This is a genomic window from Aeromonas sp. 159 (assembly GCF_963862045.1).
GTDB classification, from domain to species: Bacteria; Pseudomonadota; Gammaproteobacteria; order Enterobacterales; family Aeromonadaceae; genus Aeromonas; species Aeromonas veronii.
The window spans coordinates 21,011-39,036 of the sequence record NZ_CAWLMI010000030.1 but is presented as its reverse complement, the minus strand read 5'-3'; the positions used below and the strand labels follow the sequence as shown (position 1 = coordinate 39,036).

At 59.1% G+C, this 18,026-nt stretch carries 15 protein-coding genes; 10 read left to right on the top strand and 5 right to left on the bottom strand.

The features are described 5' to 3' along the window. The first annotated feature begins 2 nt into the window (after positions 1–2). Both yidC and mnmE read left to right on the top strand, forming a co-directional pair. Positions 3–1,649: a membrane protein insertase YidC gene (yidC, locus tag AACR14_RS05990; protein ID WP_019445517.1), complete on the top strand. Its 1,647-nt coding sequence runs from the start codon at positions 3–5 to the stop codon at positions 1,647–1,649. Positions 1,650–1,747: 98 nt separating this feature from the next. Next, the gene (gene mnmE / locus AACR14_RS05985; protein WP_019445516.1) at positions 1,748–3,109 is read left to right on the top strand and encodes a tRNA uridine-5-carboxymethylaminomethyl(34) synthesis GTPase MnmE; all 1,362 of its coding nucleotides are present in this window, start codon (positions 1,748–1,750) and stop codon (positions 3,107–3,109) included. 71 nt (positions 3,110–3,180) lie between these two features. Here mnmE and fhuB read toward each other — a convergent pair whose 3' ends face one another. From fhuB to AACR14_RS05960, 5 genes are all read right to left on the bottom strand, one after another. Next, positions 3,181–5,163, bottom strand: a complete 1,983-nt coding sequence (gene fhuB / locus AACR14_RS05980) for a Fe(3+)-hydroxamate ABC transporter permease FhuB (protein ID WP_019445515.1) — start codon at positions 5,161–5,163, stop codon at positions 3,181–3,183. Then, entirely contained in the window at positions 5,160–6,044 is an 885-nt protein-coding gene (locus AACR14_RS05975) for an ABC transporter substrate-binding protein (RefSeq protein WP_019445514.1), read from the bottom strand. Before AACR14_RS05975 ends, fhuB begins: the two co-directional genes overlap by 4 nt. Before the next feature lie 33 nt (positions 6,045–6,077). After that, the gene (locus AACR14_RS05970) at positions 6,078–6,842 is read right to left on the bottom strand and encodes an ATP-binding cassette domain-containing protein (protein WP_019445513.1); all 765 of its coding nucleotides are present in this window, start codon (positions 6,840–6,842) and stop codon (positions 6,078–6,080) included. Between the two features lie 46 nt (positions 6,843–6,888). Then, entirely contained in the window at positions 6,889–8,535 is a 1,647-nt protein-coding gene (locus tag AACR14_RS05965; protein WP_019445512.1) for a multidrug ABC transporter permease/ATP-binding protein, read from the bottom strand. 79 nt (positions 8,536–8,614) lie between these two features. After that, positions 8,615–10,717 (bottom strand): TonB-dependent siderophore receptor, encoded by a 2,103-nt coding sequence (locus AACR14_RS05960; RefSeq protein WP_019445511.1) that lies wholly within the window; start codon positions 10,715–10,717, stop codon positions 8,615–8,617. 396 nt (positions 10,718–11,113) lie between these two features. Here AACR14_RS05960 and mioC point away from each other — a divergent pair, with 396 nt between their 5' ends. The 8 genes from mioC to atpE all read left to right on the top strand — a co-directional run bounded on the left by mioC (position 11,114) and on the right by atpE (position 18,024). Continuing rightward, the gene (gene mioC, locus AACR14_RS05955) at positions 11,114–11,563 is read left to right on the top strand and encodes an FMN-binding protein MioC (protein WP_019445510.1); all 450 of its coding nucleotides are present in this window, start codon (positions 11,114–11,116) and stop codon (positions 11,561–11,563) included. A gap of 508 nt (positions 11,564–12,071) precedes the next feature. Beyond that, on the top strand, positions 12,072–13,961 hold the full coding sequence (gene mnmG, locus AACR14_RS05950; RefSeq protein ID WP_005357220.1) for a tRNA uridine-5-carboxymethylaminomethyl(34) synthesis enzyme MnmG: 1,890 nt from the start codon (positions 12,072–12,074) through the stop codon (positions 13,959–13,961). A gap of 8 nt (positions 13,962–13,969) precedes the next feature. Continuing rightward, a complete protein-coding gene (gene rsmG, locus AACR14_RS05945; protein ID WP_019445508.1) occupies positions 13,970–14,596 on the top strand; it encodes a 16S rRNA (guanine(527)-N(7))-methyltransferase RsmG in 627 nt (208 codons plus the stop codon). A gap of 26 nt (positions 14,597–14,622) precedes the next feature. Next, positions 14,623–15,426 carry a ParA family protein gene (locus AACR14_RS05940; protein ID WP_005357226.1) on the top strand — a complete coding sequence of 268 codons (804 nt, stop codon included), beginning with the start codon at positions 14,623–14,625 and terminating at the stop codon, positions 15,424–15,426. Then, positions 15,423–16,331, top strand: a complete 909-nt coding sequence (locus AACR14_RS05935; RefSeq protein ID WP_019445507.1) for a ParB/RepB/Spo0J family partition protein — start codon at positions 15,423–15,425, stop codon at positions 16,329–16,331. The genes AACR14_RS05940 and AACR14_RS05935 overlap by 4 nt, the downstream gene beginning before the upstream one ends. Before the next feature lie 190 nt (positions 16,332–16,521). Next, on the top strand, positions 16,522–16,932 hold the full coding sequence (locus AACR14_RS05930; RefSeq protein WP_019445506.1) for an ATP synthase subunit I: 411 nt from the start codon (positions 16,522–16,524) through the stop codon (positions 16,930–16,932). 8 nt (positions 16,933–16,940) lie between these two features. Beyond that, positions 16,941–17,723, top strand: coding sequence for a F0F1 ATP synthase subunit A (gene atpB, locus AACR14_RS05925; protein WP_005339335.1), 783 nt, complete (start codon positions 16,941–16,943; stop codon positions 17,721–17,723). Positions 17,724–17,781: 58 nt separating this feature from the next. After that, positions 17,782–18,024: a F0F1 ATP synthase subunit C gene (gene atpE / locus AACR14_RS05920; protein WP_005307205.1), complete on the top strand. Its 243-nt coding sequence runs from the start codon at positions 17,782–17,784 to the stop codon at positions 18,022–18,024. Positions 18,025–18,026 lie beyond the last annotated feature (2 nt).

Here is an 18,026-nt window from a genome sequence, read left to right as displayed (position 1 = left end):
CTATGGAATCACAACGCAATCTACTCCTGATCGGTTTGCTGTTCGTGAGCTTTCTGCTCTGGCAACAGTGGGAGTCCGACAAGGCTCCGAAGCCGGCCCCGACTACCGTGGCCCAAACCGAACATTTCGTACCTGAAGCCGGTCAGACCGGTGATATTCCTCAGGTTTCCGAGCAAGCCAACGCGACTGCCGCACGCAAGCTGATCACCGTCTCCTCTGACGTGCTCAAGCTGACCCTGGATACCCAGGGTGGTGACGTCGTGTCTGCCGAACTGCTGTCTCACAAACTGGAAGAGGGCAAGGACCAACCGTTCGTGCTGCTGACCAGCAAGCCTGAGCACCTCTATATCGCCCAGAGCGGTCTGGTGGGTCGCAACGGTCCGGACAGTCAGGCCGAAGGTCGTCCTACCTATGAAGCCGCCCAGACCAGCTATCAGCTGGCCGATGGTCAGGATCAAGTCGTCGTTCCGATGACCTGGACCGACAGCAAGGGCGTGGTCTTCACCAAGGAGTTCATCCTAAAGCGTGGCGACTATGCCGTTGGCGTTGATTACAAGATCGACAACAAATCTGCCGAGCCGGTTCAGGTGCAGTTCTATGGCCAGCTAAAGCAGACCGTAGCAACGCCGAAGGATCAGGAAGGTCATGCCATGGTAGCCAGCGCTTACCGTGGTGGTGCCTTCTCCACTGAAGATACCCGCTACAAGAAGTACACCTTCGACGAGATGAAGGATGCCGACCTGAACAAGACCACCAAGGGTGGTTGGGTCGCCATGCTGCAACACTACTTCGTCTCTGCCTGGGCTCCGAATGCCGACGATGCCAACAGCTTCTACAGCCGTGTGATCCCGGGCAAAGGCCAGGCCATCATCGGTTACAAGGCGCCGCTGGTTGACGTGGCTGCCGGCCAACAGGCTGAAGTAACCAGCAAGCTGTGGGTCGGTCCCAAGCTGCAAGACCAGATGGCCAAGGTGGCTAACCACCTCGACCTGACTGTCGACTACGGCTGGCTGTGGTTCATCGCCCAACCGCTGCACTGGCTGCTGACCGTGTTCCACGGTTTCGTCCAGAACTGGGGTCTGGCCATCATCATGCTGACCCTGCTGGTGCGCGGCATCATGTTCCCGCTGACCAAGGCCCAGTACACCTCCATGGCCAAGATGCGCATGCTGCAACCCAAGATTGCGGCCCTGCGCGAGCGCTTCGGCGATGACCGCCAGAAGATGTCTCAGGGCATGATGGAGCTGTACAAGAAGGAGAAGGTCAACCCGCTGGGTGGCTGCCTGCCGATCCTGGTTCAGATGCCGATCTTCATCGCCCTTTACTGGGCACTGATGGAGTCCGTTGAACTGCGTCACGCGCCGTTTGCCCTGTGGATCACTGACCTGTCAGTGAAGGACCCCTTCTTCGTGCTGCCAATCCTCATGGGTGCCTCCATGTGGTATCTGCAGAAGATGAGCCCGACCACCGTAACCGACCCGATGCAGCAGAAAGTGATGCAGTTCATGCCGATCATCTTCACTTTCATGTTCCTCTGGTTCCCGGCTGGCCTGACTCTCTACTGGCTGGTGAGCAACGTCATCTCCATCATCCAGCAGACCATCATCTATCGTCAGCTGGAGAAGAAAGGACTGCATTCACGCAGCTAATCTTCCCGTGATGACAAAAGAGGCGGCCTTCGGGCCGCCTTTTTTATTACAATGTCCCCACTACGTTTTCCTATCAGCGAACAAACGAGCCAAGCAAGATGACAACAGATACGATCGTGGCCCAGGCCACCGCGCCAGGCCGTGGTGGCGTCGGCATAGTCCGGGTCTCCGGCCCCGCCGCCGAACAGGTCGCCGGGATAGTGCTCGGCAAGCTCCCGCGGGTGCGCTACGCCGAATATCTGCCGTTCAAGGATGAGCAAGGCCAGGTACTGGATCAGGGCATCGCCCTGCTGTTCAAAGCACCCAACAGCTTCACCGGCGAGGATGTGCTGGAGCTGCAGGGCCACGGCGGCCCCGTCATCATGGACATGCTGATCCGCCGCATTCTGAAAATCGATGGCATCCGCCCTGCCCGCCCCGGCGAGTTTAGCGAGCGCGCCTTCATCAACGACAAGCTGGATCTGGCCCAGGCCGAAGCCATCGCTGACCTTATCGAAGCCTCCAGCGAACAGGCCGCCCGCAGTGCCATGCACTCACTGCAGGGGCAGTTCTCCAGCAAAATCCAGCAACTGGTGGAAAGCCTGATCCGGCTGCGCATCTATGTGGAAGCGGCCATCGACTTCCCGGACGAGGAGATCGACTTCCTCTCCGACGGCAAGGTGGCGGGCGACCTCTACGCCATCATGTCCGAGCTGGACGACGTGCGCGGGGAAGCCAAACAGGGCGCCCTGCTGCGGGAAGGGATGAAGGTGGTGATCGCCGGTCGTCCCAACGCCGGCAAATCGAGCCTGCTAAATGCCCTGGCGGGCCGTGAGTCGGCCATCGTCACCGAGATTGCCGGTACCACCCGCGATGTGCTGCGCGAGCATATCCATCTCGATGGCATGCCGCTGCACATCATCGACACCGCCGGTCTGCGCGACACCCAGGACAAGGTGGAGCAGATCGGTATCGAACGCGCCTGGGCCGAGATTGAACAGGCCGATCGGGTGCTGTTTATGGTGGATGGCACCACCACAGATGCGGTTGACCCGCGGGAGATCTGGCCGGAATTTGTTGATCGGTTGCCAAAAAACATCGGCCTCACCGTCATTCGCAACAAGGCCGATCTGACAGGCGAGGATCTGGCACCGAGCCAGGAGCAGGGCCACGCCGTCTACCGCATCTCCGCCAAGACCGAGCTGGGACTGCCTGCCCTGCGCGAGCACCTGAAAGCCTGCATGGGCTTCCAGGGCAACACCGAAGGGGGCTTTATGGCCCGTCGCCGCCATCTGGATGCGCTGGAGCGTGCTGCCGAGCGGCTGCTGGTGGCCAAAGAGCAGCTGGAAGTGTTCGTGGCCGGCGAGCTGGTGGCCGAAGAGTTGCGCCTGGCGCAAGAGTCCCTCTCCGAGATCACCGGCGAATTCAGCTCCGACGATCTGCTGGGCCGCATCTTCTCCAGCTTCTGCATCGGCAAGTAACGCCGCACGACAGACAATAAAAAGCCCGGGTTCATCCCGGGCTTTTTATTGTGCGTTTTTTGTCCGCGAACCTAGAGGCGACGCAGGCACCACATGAAGTAAGCGCCCCCTAACAGGGTGGAGACCAGCCCGACCGGCACCTCCTGCGGGAAGAGGAACTGCTGGCCGACCCAGTCTGCCGATACCATCAACAGGGCGCCGGAAGCGGCGGCCCCAAGCAGGTGCCAGCGTGCCCGCACCAGCCCCATCAGCTTGGCCATATGTGGCGCCAGAAGACCGACGAATGAGAGCGGCCCGACCACCAGGGTGGCACTGGCGGTGAGCACGGCCACCAGCAGCAGGATGGCGAGCTGGGCACGGTTGAGGCGAATGCCAAGCGCGGTCGCTACAGCACTCCCCATCGGCAGCAGATCGAGCCAGCGGCTCACCAACAGGCAGGCGGACAGCATCAACAGCGCCAGCCCCACCAACCCATAAGCCACCGGCAGGGTGACGTAGTAGGTGGAGCCGGACATCCAGGAGAGCAGTTGCTGCACCCGCATGTCGCCGTTGGCCAGCGCGATAGCCTGCAGCGGCTCAAACAACGCCGTGATGGCGATACCGGAGAGCAGGGTCCGCTCCGGCTGGAAGCCGTGCTTGCGATTGACCACCACCAGCAGCAAGAGACAAGCGAAGGCACCGAGCAGGCCACCGGACAGCATCAGCGGCAGGGGCAATGCAGGCAGCAACAGCGCCGTCGCTATCACCCCCATAAAGGTGCCACCGCTCACCCCCAGCAGCTCCGGGCTCGCCATCGGGTTGTTGCTGACCCGCTGCAACAGGGTGCCCGCCAGCGCCAGCAGCACACCGGCCGCCCCCGCCGCCAGAGTGCGCGGCAGTCGCCACTCCAGTTGTGCCTGCCAGCGGAGCCAGCTTGGCCAGCACCAGCCCGTCATTCCCTGCCCAAACAGCAGGGAGGCGACCACGACCAGCATCAACCCGACCAGCAACAGGCCAATAAGGCGAGCCGGTGCCGGATGTCGGGCCACCAGCAGACCGGCGTTTGCCTTCGGCGTACCCGACTTGATGCCAAGGCGCGGGATCAACCAGAGCAGCAGCGGCGCCCCCAGCAGGGCGGTCATGGCGCCGGTGGGGATCAATACTGGCCAGAAGCGACTCAGACTCTGCAGCAGCAGATCGGTCGCCGCCAGCAGCAGGGCGCCGAGGATCGGTGCCCACAACAGCCGCTGGCCGAGCTGGCGGATCCCGAGCAGCCGCACCATGGCGGGTGCGGCCAGCCCGATAAAGCCGATCAGCCCCACCACGCTCACCACGCAAGCGGTGACAAACACCGCCAGCCCCAGTCCGGCAAAACGCAGATGCTGCAGGGAGACCCCCAGACTGCGGGCGCTGGCATCATCCAGCTCCAGCACCGCCAGCGGGCGCACCAGTACCGCGGCCAACGCAGCAGCTGCCAGCAAGCGGGGCAACAGGTAACTCACCCCGCTCCAGCTGTTCTGCACTAGCGAGCCACTGCCCCACACCAGCAAGCCTTTCAGCTCCTCCTGAAAGAACAGCAAGAGCCCCATGCTGATGGCCGCCAGATAGAGGTTGATCACCAGCCCGGCAAAGACGATAACCACCGGATTGAGCTGGTGACGCCAGGCCAGGGCAAACACCAGTGCCATCGCGAGGCTGCCACCGGCCATGGCGATCCACTCCCGCCCCAACAGCAACCAGGAGGGGGCAAACAGGGTCACCATCATCAACGCCAGTTGGGCACCGGAGGCCACCCCCAAGGTGGTCGGTGACGCGAGCGGGTTGCGCAGCACCTGCTGCATCAGGGTGCCCGCCAGCCCGAGCGCCGCCCCGGCCAGCAGGGTGACCGCCAAGCGGGGCAGCCAGCTGAAATGCACCACTGCTTGGCTGACGTCATCCAGATTGGGGGTGAAGAGGCTCCGCCACCAGAGCGCACCAGGCAGCTGGCGAGCCAGCTCCCAATACGCGAGCAAGAGGGTCAACCCCAGCAGGATCGAGACCGGCCGCAGCAGCGGCGATGTGAGCAGTCGCTTCATCGACCAGCCTCCATACGCTCGGCATCTTGCAGCAATGCATCACTGAGCAGACCGGCGAAACGGCGGGCGGCAAGTACGCCGCCAAAACTCCAGACCGCAGGCAGATGCAGCACGGGGGCTTGGCGTACCAGCGGCAGATGCTGCCACAGCCCAGGCTCCTGCAGCCGTTCGCTCACCCCTACCGGGATGGGATCGACCACCACCAGCCGCGCGGTTGGCAAGGTCATAAACTGCTCGATGCTGACCACCGAGAAACCCCAGTCATTGGTCTGCTCCTGCCAGCCATTACGCAGCCCAAGCCGCGTCATCACCGCATCGAACAGGCTGTGGCGACCAAACACCCGCACATGGCGCTCATCGATAAACTGCACCACCAGCAGGGGCGGCAGATCCGCAGGCAATCCGGCCTGCATGCTGGCGAGATCCCGATCCAGCCCGGCCAGCAGCCGTTCGCCCTCGGCAGTTTTGCCCACCATACGGGCGAGAGTCAGGGTCACCTCGTGCAGTCTCTGCCACAGATCGGTTTGCCCATCATAGAGGGCGATGGTGCTCACCGGCGCGATGCGGGAAAGAGTTGGCGCCAGCGGGGCCGCCAGCGGCGAGATGAGGATGCGGTCGGGTTTGAGCTCTGCCAGCAGCTCACGGTTGGGCTGGGTGCGCAGGCCGATATCCACCACTCCGGCGGGTAGCCGTGGCTCGCCAACCCATGCCTGATAGGGGCCAACATCCCCAACGGCCAGCGGAGTCACCCCGAGTGCCAGCAGGGTTTCGGCTATGGTCCAGTCGACGGTGGCGATACGGGGTAGCGGCGCAGAAGCGATCGAGGATGTGTCAGCCTGCGCCACAAGTGGTAACAACAGGCTGATAAGGCAGGGAGCCATCTTCTTCAATAAAAGGTTCAAGGATGCCCCCGGTCAGACGATGGCGATGGGATGAGCATGAGCCGGGTGGCGAATGACCTCCATCGGAATGCCATAGATAGCATGCAGGGTCTCGCTGGTCATGAGCCCCTCAGGTTCACCGTGGGTGAGCAGGCGGCCGGAGTGGAGCGCCACCAGCCGATCACAGAAGCGGGAGGCCATATTGATGTCGTGAATGACGATGATGACCCCAAGGTTGAGCTGACGGCTCAACTGCTTGACGAGCGTCAGCACCTCCACCTGATGGGCCACATCCAGCGCGGCCAGCGGCTCGTCCAGCAGGATAAAGCGGCTCTCCTGGGCCAGCAGCATCGCCAGCCAGACCCGCCCCCGCTCGCCGCCGGAGAGGGTATCCACCAGCCGATCGGCAAAGCGTTCGGTATGGGTAAGGGCGATGGCCCGATCGACCTGACGGTGATCCTCCGCCCCCATCCGGCCCAGCAGGCCGCGCCAGGGGTAGCGGCCCATCTCCACCAGCTCCCTCCCGAGCAGATTCTCGGCGCTCGGCAAATGCTGGGGCAGATAGGCCACCTGACGGGCAAACTCCCGATTGCCCCAGTCGGGCAGCGGCTTGCCATCGAACAGGATCTCGCCGTCGCTGAGGGGTTGCTGGCGTGCCAGTAGCTTGAGCAGGGTCGATTTGCCCGACCCATTGTGGCCGATGAGGCCATAGACCTGTCCCTGCTCGAAACGCAGGTCGGTGGGGTACAGCAGCGTGCGATCATTGACCGTGAAGCTGGCTGATTTCATCTCGAACATAAGCAATTCCTGTGCTGGCTTGCCGCCAGTCTCATCGGTGCCGGCATCAAGCTGGCACCTCGCAATCCAGATGGGCGATCGCATCGCGGCTCACCTCAGTACGGCGCGCGCCGGTCAGTTCGGTGAGCTGGCCCTGACGCATCTCCAGCAGGCGATCGGCCAGCGGGAAGTAGTGATCGTCGTGACTGATGGCAATCACCGTCTTGCCCATCTCCTTGAGGCGCGGCAGCAGCACCTGATAGAAGATGCGGCGGAACTGGGGATCCTGATCCGCAGCCCACTCGTCAAACAGCATCACCTCGCGCTGCTCGGCCAGCGCCAGCAGCAGGGCGACCCGCTTGCGCTGCCCTTGGGAGAGATCGATATCGGCGATAAAGCCATCCTCGATGGTGAGCTTGCTGCCCATCTGCAACCGCTCCAGCCACTCGGCCACCAGCTCATCCTTGGGTTCCGGCCCCAGCAGGTGCTGGAACAGGTGATAGTCGGTGAAGATGGCGGAGAAGAGCGCCAGATAGCCGTTGCGATCGGTGATCGGCTCACCATCCAGCAGGATCCGGCCCGATACCGGCTGGTAGAGGCCGGTCAACAGCATGGCCAGCGTCGACTTGCCGGATCCATTGCCACCGATGATGAAGATCTGCTCCCCCTTTTCGATGACCAGATCGATGGGGCCAACGGCAAAGCCGCCCTCCCCCTGATAGTGAAAGCTCACCTGCTCCAGCTCGATACGCTGCCAGGGGCGGATGGCGGGCGGCAGCGGGAAATCCGCACCCACCTCGGCCAGATTGAGGGCGGCGATCTTGTCGAACGCCACCTGAGCGGCAAGCAGAGTCGGCAGGGCGCCAATCCCCTGCAACAGCGGGGTGCGCAGGAACAGCAGGGTCAGGGCGAAGGTGGCGGCCACATTGGTGTTGGCCCAGCCAAGGCCGTTGGCCAGAAAGAAGACCAGACCGATGGCCCCCAGCATCATGATATTCGACCAGTTCACCGCGCTCAGGTGATAGGTGTCGGCGCGGATGATCTGCTGGCGGTAGTCACGGGCATTCTGCTCATAGAGCTGGTGGTAAACGAAGTGAGCCCGCTCGCGGTTGAGCGCCAGCTCCTTGCTGCCGGCGATGATGGCCTGATAGTTCTGATAGAGCCGATCTTCGGCCTGACGCATGTGGGAGAGATGGCAATAAACACGGTTCACCAGCAGCCAGCCCACCACCATGGTGACGGTGACCCAGAGCGTGGTCACCCCGAGCAGGGCCGGAGAAAGCCAGCCAAGGTAAAGGGCAGAACCCAGCGTGAGCACCAGCCCCTGCACCAGCTCAGGCAGGCGCACGAAGGCGATGGTTATCTGGCCGATGTCGCTGGAGAGGGAGGCCAGCAGCGGCCCCTGACCAATCTGGCGGATGCGGGCGACATCGGTATCCAGCAGTTGCTTGAGCAGACGGCCGCGCAACCGGTAGACAAAATGGTGACCGAGAGTGGTCAGGGCCAGCTGAGATCCGAGCGTGATCACCAGCAGCAACACAATCAGGCCGACCAGCTGACCGAGGATCGGCAGCGGATCACCTATAGATTCGATAAGAGACTGATTGATAAAAGCAATGACGCCAATCCCGCTGACGGCACTGAGCAGACTGAGCAGGGTGATGGCGATAAAGGGCCAACGATATTGGCGATAAACCAGAGACAAGAGTTCCATAACGGACCGGTATTCCAGAGAGATCAGAACAACTGCAGGTGAAAAGAAGGGCGGAAATCCGGTTCCCGCCCGACTTCGATTACCAGCGGTAGTTGATGCTGCCCACTACGCTGCGCGGCTCGCCGTAGTAGCAGTAATAGTCACAACTGGCCACGTAGGTTTCACCCAGCAGGTTGTTGACGTTGAGCTGGGCGCGCCAGTTCTTGGCAAAGTCATACCCGATCAGCGCATCCCAGACGGTATGGGCTGGCACCTCGGCAGAGCCGTAGATGGGGGTATAGTCCGCATTCACGGCGCCAATACCCACGCTGGAACCGATATAACGCACACCGGTACCCAGCTCCAGACCCGAAGCCACCCCTTGCTGCACCTTGTAGTTACCCCAGAAGGAGGCCTGGTGGCGCGGGATCAGGCTGGCACGGCGATCGCCACTGCCGGTGTCGTTGGTTTTGGCATCTGTGTAGGTATAAGCAGCGGTCAGACGCAGCGCATCGGTCACCTGCACGCTCCCTTCCAGCTCAATCCCCTGAGAGGTCATCTCGCCAGCTTGGGTCTGCTGGCCTGAGCCACTGGAAACCAGAGCGTTACTTTGCTCCAGATCGAACAGCGCCAGATTGATGTAACCGTCGAGGAAGGCAGGCGCATATTTGACGCCTGCTTCATACAATTTTCCCTCACGGGATTTATATGAAGTTTTGGTATTCGGATCGATCCCGGGCAACATCAAGAACGACTCAGAATAAGCAAGATATGGCGAGATGCCGTTGTCGGCCAGATACATCAAGCTGCCGGAAAGGGATAGCGCATGATCGTACTGCTTTTCATCTCTATCATATGTTTTGCTGATGTTATGGGTCTCGACATAGTCAAAGCGACCACCTCCTGTCAGCAACCAGCGATCGTCCCAACGGATCTGATGCTGGGCATAGATCCCCTCTTGAGCCATGGTTGTTTTTTGGTAAGTGGCCGTTGACTCGTCAAAACCGGGGAAACCGCTGTAATCCGGGTTCATGGTATTGATGGAGCCCATGGCGTAATTGTCGGCCTCGACCCCTTCATTGACGTGACGCTGCAGATCCACCCCCAGCAACAGGGTCTGCTCGGTGCTGTCGGTGTTCCAGTAGCCCACCATCTGGTTATCCATGGTGGCACTCTTGGTATTGCCATCGCGGTAAACCAGACCGCGGTAGGCGGTCGTGCCTTCATAGGTCGGGAAGATATAAGTCTGCCGCAGCAGCAGATCGTTGTAGTTGAAGCGCACGTTCTGCTTGAACTCCCAGCTCTGGTTGAGCTGGTGGGCCAGCTCGTAACCGGTGGAGATCTGGGTGTTGCGGTTGCGATCGTAATCCGGCTGACTCAGGTTGGTGGAGGGATCAATCTGGCCACCTGACGTATTCAGAGTGCCATAGACCGGGAAGAAGCCGTTGGTCGGGACCCCTTCGTCGTGCAGGAAACTGGCCAGCAGGGTCAGGCTGGTACGATCCGAAAGATCGAAGGTGACGCTCGGCGCCAGATAAACCCGATCGTTGTAGGTGCCGGTAAGCACCCCATCACGCTCTTTATAGAGAGCCACCATCCGGTAGCGGCTGCTGTCGGAGAGCGCGTCAGAGACATCCACCCCGACCTGACGATGATCCCGGCTGCCAAGCTGCAGATCCACCAGCCCTTGCGGCGTGGTGGTCGGTCGCTTGCTAATGGCATTGATCACCCCGCCCGGAGGCGCTACGCCATAGAGCATTGAAGCGGGCCCCTTCAGCACTTCCAGACTATCCAGGCCGAACGGTTCCGGCGTCCAAAGATAGTAACCAGAGCCAAACAGGATGCTTCCATCGAGATAGGAAGCAGCATCGAAGCCACGCACCTTGAACCAGTCGGTGTTGTTGTCGGAACCATAGAGGCCGGTCAATACGCCGGAACGATAGCGAAGCGCCTCATCCAGCTGCAACACGGCGTGCTGATCCAGCTCCTCGCGATTAACTACGGAAACGGCGCGAGGGGTCTCGGCCATCGGCACTTCCACCTTCATGGCCGTACCGGTCACCACCATGGTTTCGCTGGCTTTGGGCAGCTCAGCGGTGGTTTGTTCGGCCATCAGCGGCAGGGAGACGAGCAAACCGGAGAGCGAAAGCACGCCGAAGGCGCCCTTCTTGCCGGGTCCTGTAGTGTATTTTTGCGCAATCATATTAAAGTCTCGTTTATCAATGAGTTATGTTGTTTTAATTGTTATTTGTGGTCGTTTGTCACGACATCACCCTGTTCCATGGGCGAATAAAGCAGCGCAATCCTACTACAGGAGCCGTGATCGAATCGATTCAATAATTGCTAATCATTTGCATCTACATTGTTATCTAGCTGCATCGTTGGCAGGATCTCGCAGGGGATGGGAGTCATCAGGAGAACCATGAGCGGAGAAGAAAATGAAGAGGGATATAAAGAAGCAGAAAAAAGATCGACGGGATGGATCCGGCTGCATTATCTGACTGGATCCATTATCCCCAAGCTTTATCCATATTTATCCACACCCTTTGGCGGTAGAATCCGGCTTTCCGTTTCTTTGTCTGAAATCAGGATCCATTCCATGGCCAAACTCAATCTCGTCGTCGGCTCCATGCTGGGCGCCGCCGAATATGTCGCAGACCACGTCGCCAACCTGCTGGAACAGGCTGGCCACCAGACCCGGATCCACAACCCGGCCAAGCTGGCAAAGGTGCTGGATGATGCGGGATCCATCCTGCTGGTGGTCACCTCGACCCACGGTGCCGGTGATGTGCCCGACAACCTGCAACCCTTCGCCAAGGATCTTGCCGAGCAGCATCCGGATCTTAATTCATTGAAATATGGCGTGATCGCCCTTGGCGACAGCAGTTATGACACCTTTTGCCAGGGTGGCAAGACGCTGGATCGCCTGCTGGCCGAGTGCGGTGCCAGCCGGATCGGCGAGCGGCTCGACATAGATGTGACCCAACACGAGATCCCCGAAGATGCCGCAGAAGTGTGGATCCGCGACTGGATGACGATGATCGCCTGATCAGCGTGCGGGAGATCCTGAAAAAAAGCTTGATCTCCCCACTTATCCCCAGATCGACTATCCACCATGTTATTAACAGATTGATCCGGGGGAGTTGTTCTACAAGGTTACCCACAACGCCCAGGGGTAATGTGCATAACTACGGTGTAAAGCTCTGCAAAACCTATAGTTATCCATGTATTAGATCCATACCGACAGACCTCTGTGTATAAAAGTCCTGGTTATCCCCTCGCTCACCGGGCTAGGATCCAAGCTTTTCCACAAGCTAGGATCGCCCTTAAATTAATGATCTTTATGATCAAAAAGTGCTTATCAACAGAAAGGGCGGATCCTAATAAGAGATCCAGTAAAAGATCGATCTAAAGATCCTTAAGATCTAATTAGTGGATCCTCCCTTCATACTGAACGTTAAGTAGACGTTCCCCTCAGGACGCGAAACAGATAGAATGTTCCGCCCTTTAGCCCAGGCAAATAAAGATCTTCAGGCGTGCAGATCAAGGTGATCCCAATGCAATACCATGAACAATTTGATGTGATCGTCGTCGGTGGCGGTCATGCCGGAACCGAAGCAGCAACAGCGGCAGCCCGTATGGGCATGAACACCCTGTTGCTGACCCACAATATCGATACGCTGGGACACATGTCCTGTAATCCGGCGATCGGCGGGATCGGCAAGGGACACCTGGTCAGGGAAGTTGACGCACTCGGCGGGATCATGGCGCGTGCCATTGATCTTGGCGGGATCCAGTTCCGCACCCTCAACTCCTCCAAGGGCCCGGCAGTGCGAGCCACTCGTGCCCAAGCGGATCGCCTGCTCTACAAGGCCGTCGTTCGCCAGATGCTGGAGAACTACCCGAACCTGAAGATCTTCCAGCAGGCCTGTGACGATCTGATCATGGACGGGGATCGTGTTGCCGGTGTGGTCACCCAGAGCGGGATCCGCATCAGCGGCAAGACAGTGGTGCTGACGGTCGGTACCTTCCTGAACGGTTTGATCCACATCGGGATGGAAAACTACAAGGGCGGCCGTGCCGGGGATCCTCCCTCGATCGCCTTGGCCCAGCGCCTGCGTGAATTGCCGCTGCGTATCGATCGTCTCAAGACGGGCACCCCGCCGCGCATTGATGCCCGCAGCGTCGATTTCTCCGTCATGCAGGAGCAGCACGGTGACGATCCGCGCCCCGTCTTCTCGTTTATCGGCAATGCCAGCCAGCATCCCCGTCAGGTGCCCTGCTACGTCACCCACACCAACGAGCGTACCCACGAAGTGATCCGCAATAACCTGGATCGCAGCCCCATGTACGCCGGGGTGATCGAGGGGATCGGCCCGCGCTACTGCCCGTCGATCGAAGACAAGATCACCCGTTTCGCCGACAAGACGGCGCACCAGATCTTCGTCGAGCCGGAAGGCCTGACCACCCACGAACTCTATCCGAACGGGATCTCTACCAGCCTGCCGTTTGACGTGCAGGTGCAGATTGTCCGTTCCGTGCGCGGCTTCGAGAACGCCCACATCACCCGCCCCGGCTATGCCATCGAATATGATTTCTTCGATCCGCGGGATCTCAAGGCCAACATGGAGAGCAAGTGCATTCCAAACCTGTTCTTCGCCGGCCAGATCAACGGCACGACCGGTTACGAAGAGGCTGCGGCACAAGGCCTGATGGCCGGCCTGAACGCGGCCCTGCGTGCCCAGGACAAGGATCCCTGGAACCCGCGTCGGGATCAGGCCTACATGGGAGTGATGATGGACGATCTCTCCACCCTGGGGACCCGCGAGCCTTACCGCATGTTCACCAGCCGTGCCGAATATCGCCTGCTGCTGCGTGAAGACAACGCCGATATCCGCCTGACCGCCATCGGTCGTGAGCTGGGTCTGGTGGATGACGAGCGCTGGAGCAAATTCAACGCCAAGATGGAACAGGTCGAGCTGGAGCGTCAGCGCATGCGTTCAACCTGGATCCACCCGCAACATCCGTCACTGGAAGCGGTCAACGCCCTGGTCAACACCCCGCTGACCCGCGAACAGAGTCTGGAAGAGCTGCTGCGTCGCCCCGAGGTGACCTATGATGCGCTGATGGCCATCGAAGGTGTCGGTCCTTCCGTGACCGATCCTGCCGCGGCCGAACAGGTTGAGATCCAGATCAAGTACGCCGGTTACATCGAGCGTCAGCACGATGAAGTGGAAAAGCAGCTGCGCAACGAAAACACCCTGCTGCCGCTGGATCTGGATTATCGCGAGGTGAACGGCCTCTCCAACGAGGTGAAAGCCAAGCTGAACGATGCCAAGCCGCAGACCATTGGTCAGGCTTCCCGCATCTCCGGCATCACCCCGGCGGCCATCTCCATCCTGCTGGTTCACCTGAAAAAACACGGCCTGCTGCGTAAAACCGCCTGAGGAATCCCATGCTGGAAAGATTGAACGGCCTGCTCAAGCAGGCCGAAATTGTTATCACCGATACCCAAAAGAGCCAACTGGTGAAGTTGGTCGAGTTGCTGCACAAGTGGAACAAGGCTTACAATCTCACCTCGGTGCGAGATCCGGATGCCATGCTGGTCAAGCATATCCTCGATAGCCTGGTGGTAAGCCCCCACTTGCACGGTGAGCGCTTCATCGACGTGGGGACCGGTCCCGGCCTGCCGGGATTGCCGCTGGCGATCATCAATCCGGACAAGCAGTTCGTCCTGCTCGACAGTCTGGGCAAGCGGATCAACTTCATCCGTCAGGTAATCCAGGAGCTGGGTCTGACCAATGTGACGCCGGTCAAATCCCGGGTTGAAGAGTATCAACCCGAGGTGGGATTTGATGGTGTACTGAGTCGGGCATTTGCCTCGCTGGAGGACATGCTGAGCTGGTGTCACCACCTGCCGTCAGAACAGGGTTGCTTCCTGGCGCTCAAGGGACAATATCCCGAGCAGGAGCTGGCCCAGTTGCCTGCCAATATCCGTCTGGTAGCCTGTCATGAGTTGCGGGTGCCGGAGCTGGAAGGCGAACGTCATCTGCTGGAATTCAAACATATCCAGCCCGAATAGGGTCGCAGTTTCATTTAGGGGATCGTGTGGGAAAAGTCATCGCCATAGCCAACCAGAAGGGTGGAGTGGGTAAAACCACCACCTGTGTGAATCTGGCCGCCTCCATGGCTGCCACCCGGCGCAAGGTGCTGGTGATCGATCTGGATCCGCAGGGCAATGCCACCATGGGCAGCGGTGTCGACAAGTATGACGTCGAGCGCACAGCCTATGAGCTGCTGATCGAGGATGCCCCCATCAGCGAAGTGATCATCCCCGAAACCACCGGGGGCTATCACCTGATTGCCGCCAACGCCGACGTGACCGCGGCCGAAATTCGTCTGATGGAATTTTTCGCCCGCGAAATCCGCCTGCGCAATGCGCTGGCCTCGGTGCGGGACAAATACGACTACGTCTTCATCGACTGCCCGCCCTCTCTCAACATGCTGACCGTGAACGCCATGGCCGCCGCCGACTCCGTGCTGGTGCCCATGCAGTGCGAATATTACGCGCTGGAGGGGCTCACCGCCCTGGTCGACACCATCAGCAAGCTGGCCGCCGTGGTCAATCCGGAGCTCAAGATCGAAGGGGTGCTGCGCACCATGTTCGATCACCGCAACCGGCTGGCCAATGATGTGTCCGATCAGCTAAAACAGCACTTTGGCGACAAAGTCTACCGCACCATCATTCCCCGCAACGTTAGACTGGCGGAGGCCCCGAGTTTCGGTGCCCCGGCCATGCACTATGACAAATCATCGGTGGGCGCCAAGGCCTACCTGGCACTGGCTGGCGAGATCCTGCGCCGCCAGGAGCAGGAACGTCAGGCGACCATCGCAGACCGAGAGAGCATATGACTCCGAAAAAACGTGGGCTGGGCAAGGGGCTGGATGCCCTGCTCAGTACCAGCACGGCTGCCCGCCAGAAACAGGTGATGAGCGATCAACGTACTGAAGAGGCCATGGCCCCCACCAATCAGGGCGAGCTGCGCAAGCTGCCGGTGGAGTGGTTGCAGTCCGGCAAGTACCAGCCCCGCAAGGACATGTCCCAGGATGCACTGGAAGAGCTTGCCAACTCCATCCGCGCTCAGGGGGTGATCCAGCCCATCGTGGTACGCCCTCTCGGCGAACAATCCTTCGAAATCATTGCCGGTGAGCGGCGCTGGCGCGCGTCCCAGCTGGCGCGGCTCGAGGTGGTGCCCTGCATCGTCAAGGATGTACCCGACGAGGCTGCCGTCGCCATCGCGCTGATTGAGAATATTCAGCGGGAAGACCTCAATGCCATCGAAGAGGCGGTCGCTTTACAAAGACTGCTGACCGAATTCGAACTCACCCACCAGCAGGTGGCCGAGGCGGTGGGCAAGTCCCGCACCACGGTGACCAACCTGTTGCGTCTCAACCAGCTCAACGACGACGTGAAGCGTTTCGTCGAGCATGGCGACCTCGACATGGGCCATGCCCGTGCCCTGCTGGCCCTGAGTGGCCAGGCCCAGTCCGAACTGGCCAAGCTGGTTGCCCAGAAAGGGCTGACCGTGCGCGATACCGAGAAGCTGGTGCAAAAAGCGCTCGAACCGGCAAAAGCCATGGTCGAACCGGCCCGTGATCCGCAGATCGGCTACCTGGAGCGCCAACTGGCAGAAAAAATTGGCAATCAGGTGCAACTTCAGCCTGGCAAGCGGGATAGCGGGAAGTTAGTAATAAGTTACGAGAATTTGTCCGATTTGGACCGTATATTGGGCTATTTTGGCGTGTCGGAATCGTGATTTTTACGCTTTTTGTAGTAATAAAACATCCATTCCTTTTGATATGACCATAACCCTGATTTGCCGCGGAAAGCCGCAAAAATTAAGGATTTTTGTCATATTGCAATAGCTGCCCTCAAGGGTATAATTTGACCGGCTTTAAGAGCTGTTAACATGGGGTCTTCGGATCCCGATTTTTTACAGTTCTGTAATGTTCAGGGGTAGGTTGGTGAAGCAGAAAATAGCCTTGGAAGGTTTGACACTGGCCTTGGTTATGCTCGTTTGTCAGCTCATCCTGATCCTGGCGATGAGTGCCGTCTGGTTTTACCTGACTGGTGCCAGCGCCGGTTATTCCGCCCTCTACGGAGGGGGGATGTACTGGGTTCCTCAAGCCTTGTTTACTGTCTGGGTGCTGCGCCGCAAGGTGACAACCGAGAGTGTGGGCCTGGTTTTGCGGGACTTTTATGGTGGGGCAGGGATTAAGCTCATTTCTACAACAGGTCTATTCGCCCTGATGTTTGGTGCGGGAGTCGAGGTCGTTACCGTCTCGTTTTTCGCCACTTATATCCTCGCCCTCGTTGTACAGTGGATGGTTTCATTCACGCTTAACAACCACTATTAGGAAAACTCATGTCTGCAACCGGAGAAGTCCTGACTCCTCAGGGATATATCTCCCACCACCTGACCCACCTTCAAGTCGGGTCCGGGTTCTGGACGGTCAATATCGACTCAATGGTATTTTCCGTCGTGCTAGGCGCCCTGTTTATCCTGCTGTTCCGCAAAGTAGCCGTTAACGCTACCAGCGGGGTGCCGGGTAAGCTGCAGTGCTTTGTGGAGATGCTGGTCGAGTTTGTGAATGGTAACGTCAAAGACATCTTTCACGGTCGCAACAAGGTCATCGCACCTTTGGGGCTGACGGTGTTTGTGTGGATCTTCCTGATGAACTTCATGGATCTGATCCCCGTTGACTTTATCCCTCACGCTGCACAATTGATGGGTATTCCCTATCTGCGTGTGGTTCCCTCTGCTGACGTTAACATCACCATGTCCATGGCTTTGGGCGTGTTCTTCTTGATCCTGTATTACAGCATCAAGGTCAAGGGTATCGGCGGGTTTGTGAAGGAGCTGACGCTTCAGCCTTTCAACCACCCGGCGGCCATCCCGGTTAACCTCATCCTGGAAACTGTTACGCTGATTTCCAAACCTGTTTCTCTGGGTCTTCGACTGTTCGGCAACATGTATGCTGGCGAACTGATCTTTATCCTGATTGCTGGTTTGTTACCCTGGTGGTCACAGTGGATCCTGTCCGTGCCTTGGGCAATTTTCCACATCCTGATCATCACTTTGCAGGCATTCATTTTCATGGTTCTGACCATCGTCTATCTGTCGATGGCGCAGGAAGACCATGGTTGATGCAACTCAAATAATCCTTTTTATACAATCAATTACATCTAAATAACTGGAGATCCTCATGGAAAACTTGAACATGGACCTGCTGTACATCGCTGCTGCAATGATGATGGGTCTGGCTGCTATCGGCGCTTCCATCGGTATCGGTATCCTGGGTGGCAAGTTCCTGGAAGGTGCTGCTCGTCAACCGGATCTGATCCCTGTTCTGCGTACCCAGTTCTTCATCGTAATGGGTCTGGTGGATGCGATCCCGATGATCGCCGTTGGTCTGGGTCTGTACGTGATGTTTGCGGTTGCTGGCTAAGT

Coding starts and splice junctions, on each gene's coding strand:
- mnmG (WP_005357220.1), top strand. CDS start 12,072: ATGCAATACCATGAACAATTTGATGTGATCGTCGTCGGTGGCGGTCAT.
- mnmE (WP_019445516.1), top strand. CDS start 1,748: ATGACAACAGATACGATCGTGGCCCAGGCCACCGCGCCAGGCCGTGGT.
- fhuB (WP_019445515.1), bottom strand. CDS start 5,163: ATGAAGCGACTGCTCACATCGCCGCTGCTGCGGCCGGTCTCGATCCTG.
- rsmG (WP_019445508.1), top strand. CDS start 13,970: ATGCTGGAAAGATTGAACGGCCTGCTCAAGCAGGCCGAAATTGTTATC.
- atpE (WP_005307205.1), top strand. CDS start 17,782: ATGGAAAACTTGAACATGGACCTGCTGTACATCGCTGCTGCAATGATG.
- AACR14_RS05970 (WP_019445513.1), bottom strand. CDS start 6,842: ATGTTCGAGATGAAATCAGCCAGCTTCACGGTCAATGATCGCACGCTG.
- AACR14_RS05960 (WP_019445511.1), bottom strand. CDS start 10,717: ATGATTGCGCAAAAATACACTACAGGACCCGGCAAGAAGGGCGCCTTC.
- AACR14_RS05935 (WP_019445507.1), top strand. CDS start 15,423: ATGACTCCGAAAAAACGTGGGCTGGGCAAGGGGCTGGATGCCCTGCTC.
- AACR14_RS05930 (WP_019445506.1), top strand. CDS start 16,522: ATGTTCAGGGGTAGGTTGGTGAAGCAGAAAATAGCCTTGGAAGGTTTG.
- AACR14_RS05965 (WP_019445512.1), bottom strand. CDS start 8,535: ATGGAACTCTTGTCTCTGGTTTATCGCCAATATCGTTGGCCCTTTATC.
- mioC (WP_019445510.1), top strand. CDS start 11,114: ATGGCCAAACTCAATCTCGTCGTCGGCTCCATGCTGGGCGCCGCCGAA.
- atpB (WP_005339335.1), top strand. CDS start 16,941: ATGTCTGCAACCGGAGAAGTCCTGACTCCTCAGGGATATATCTCCCAC.
- AACR14_RS05975 (WP_019445514.1), bottom strand. CDS start 6,044: ATGGCTCCCTGCCTTATCAGCCTGTTGTTACCACTTGTGGCGCAGGCT.
- yidC (WP_019445517.1), top strand. CDS start 3: ATGGAATCACAACGCAATCTACTCCTGATCGGTTTGCTGTTCGTGAGC.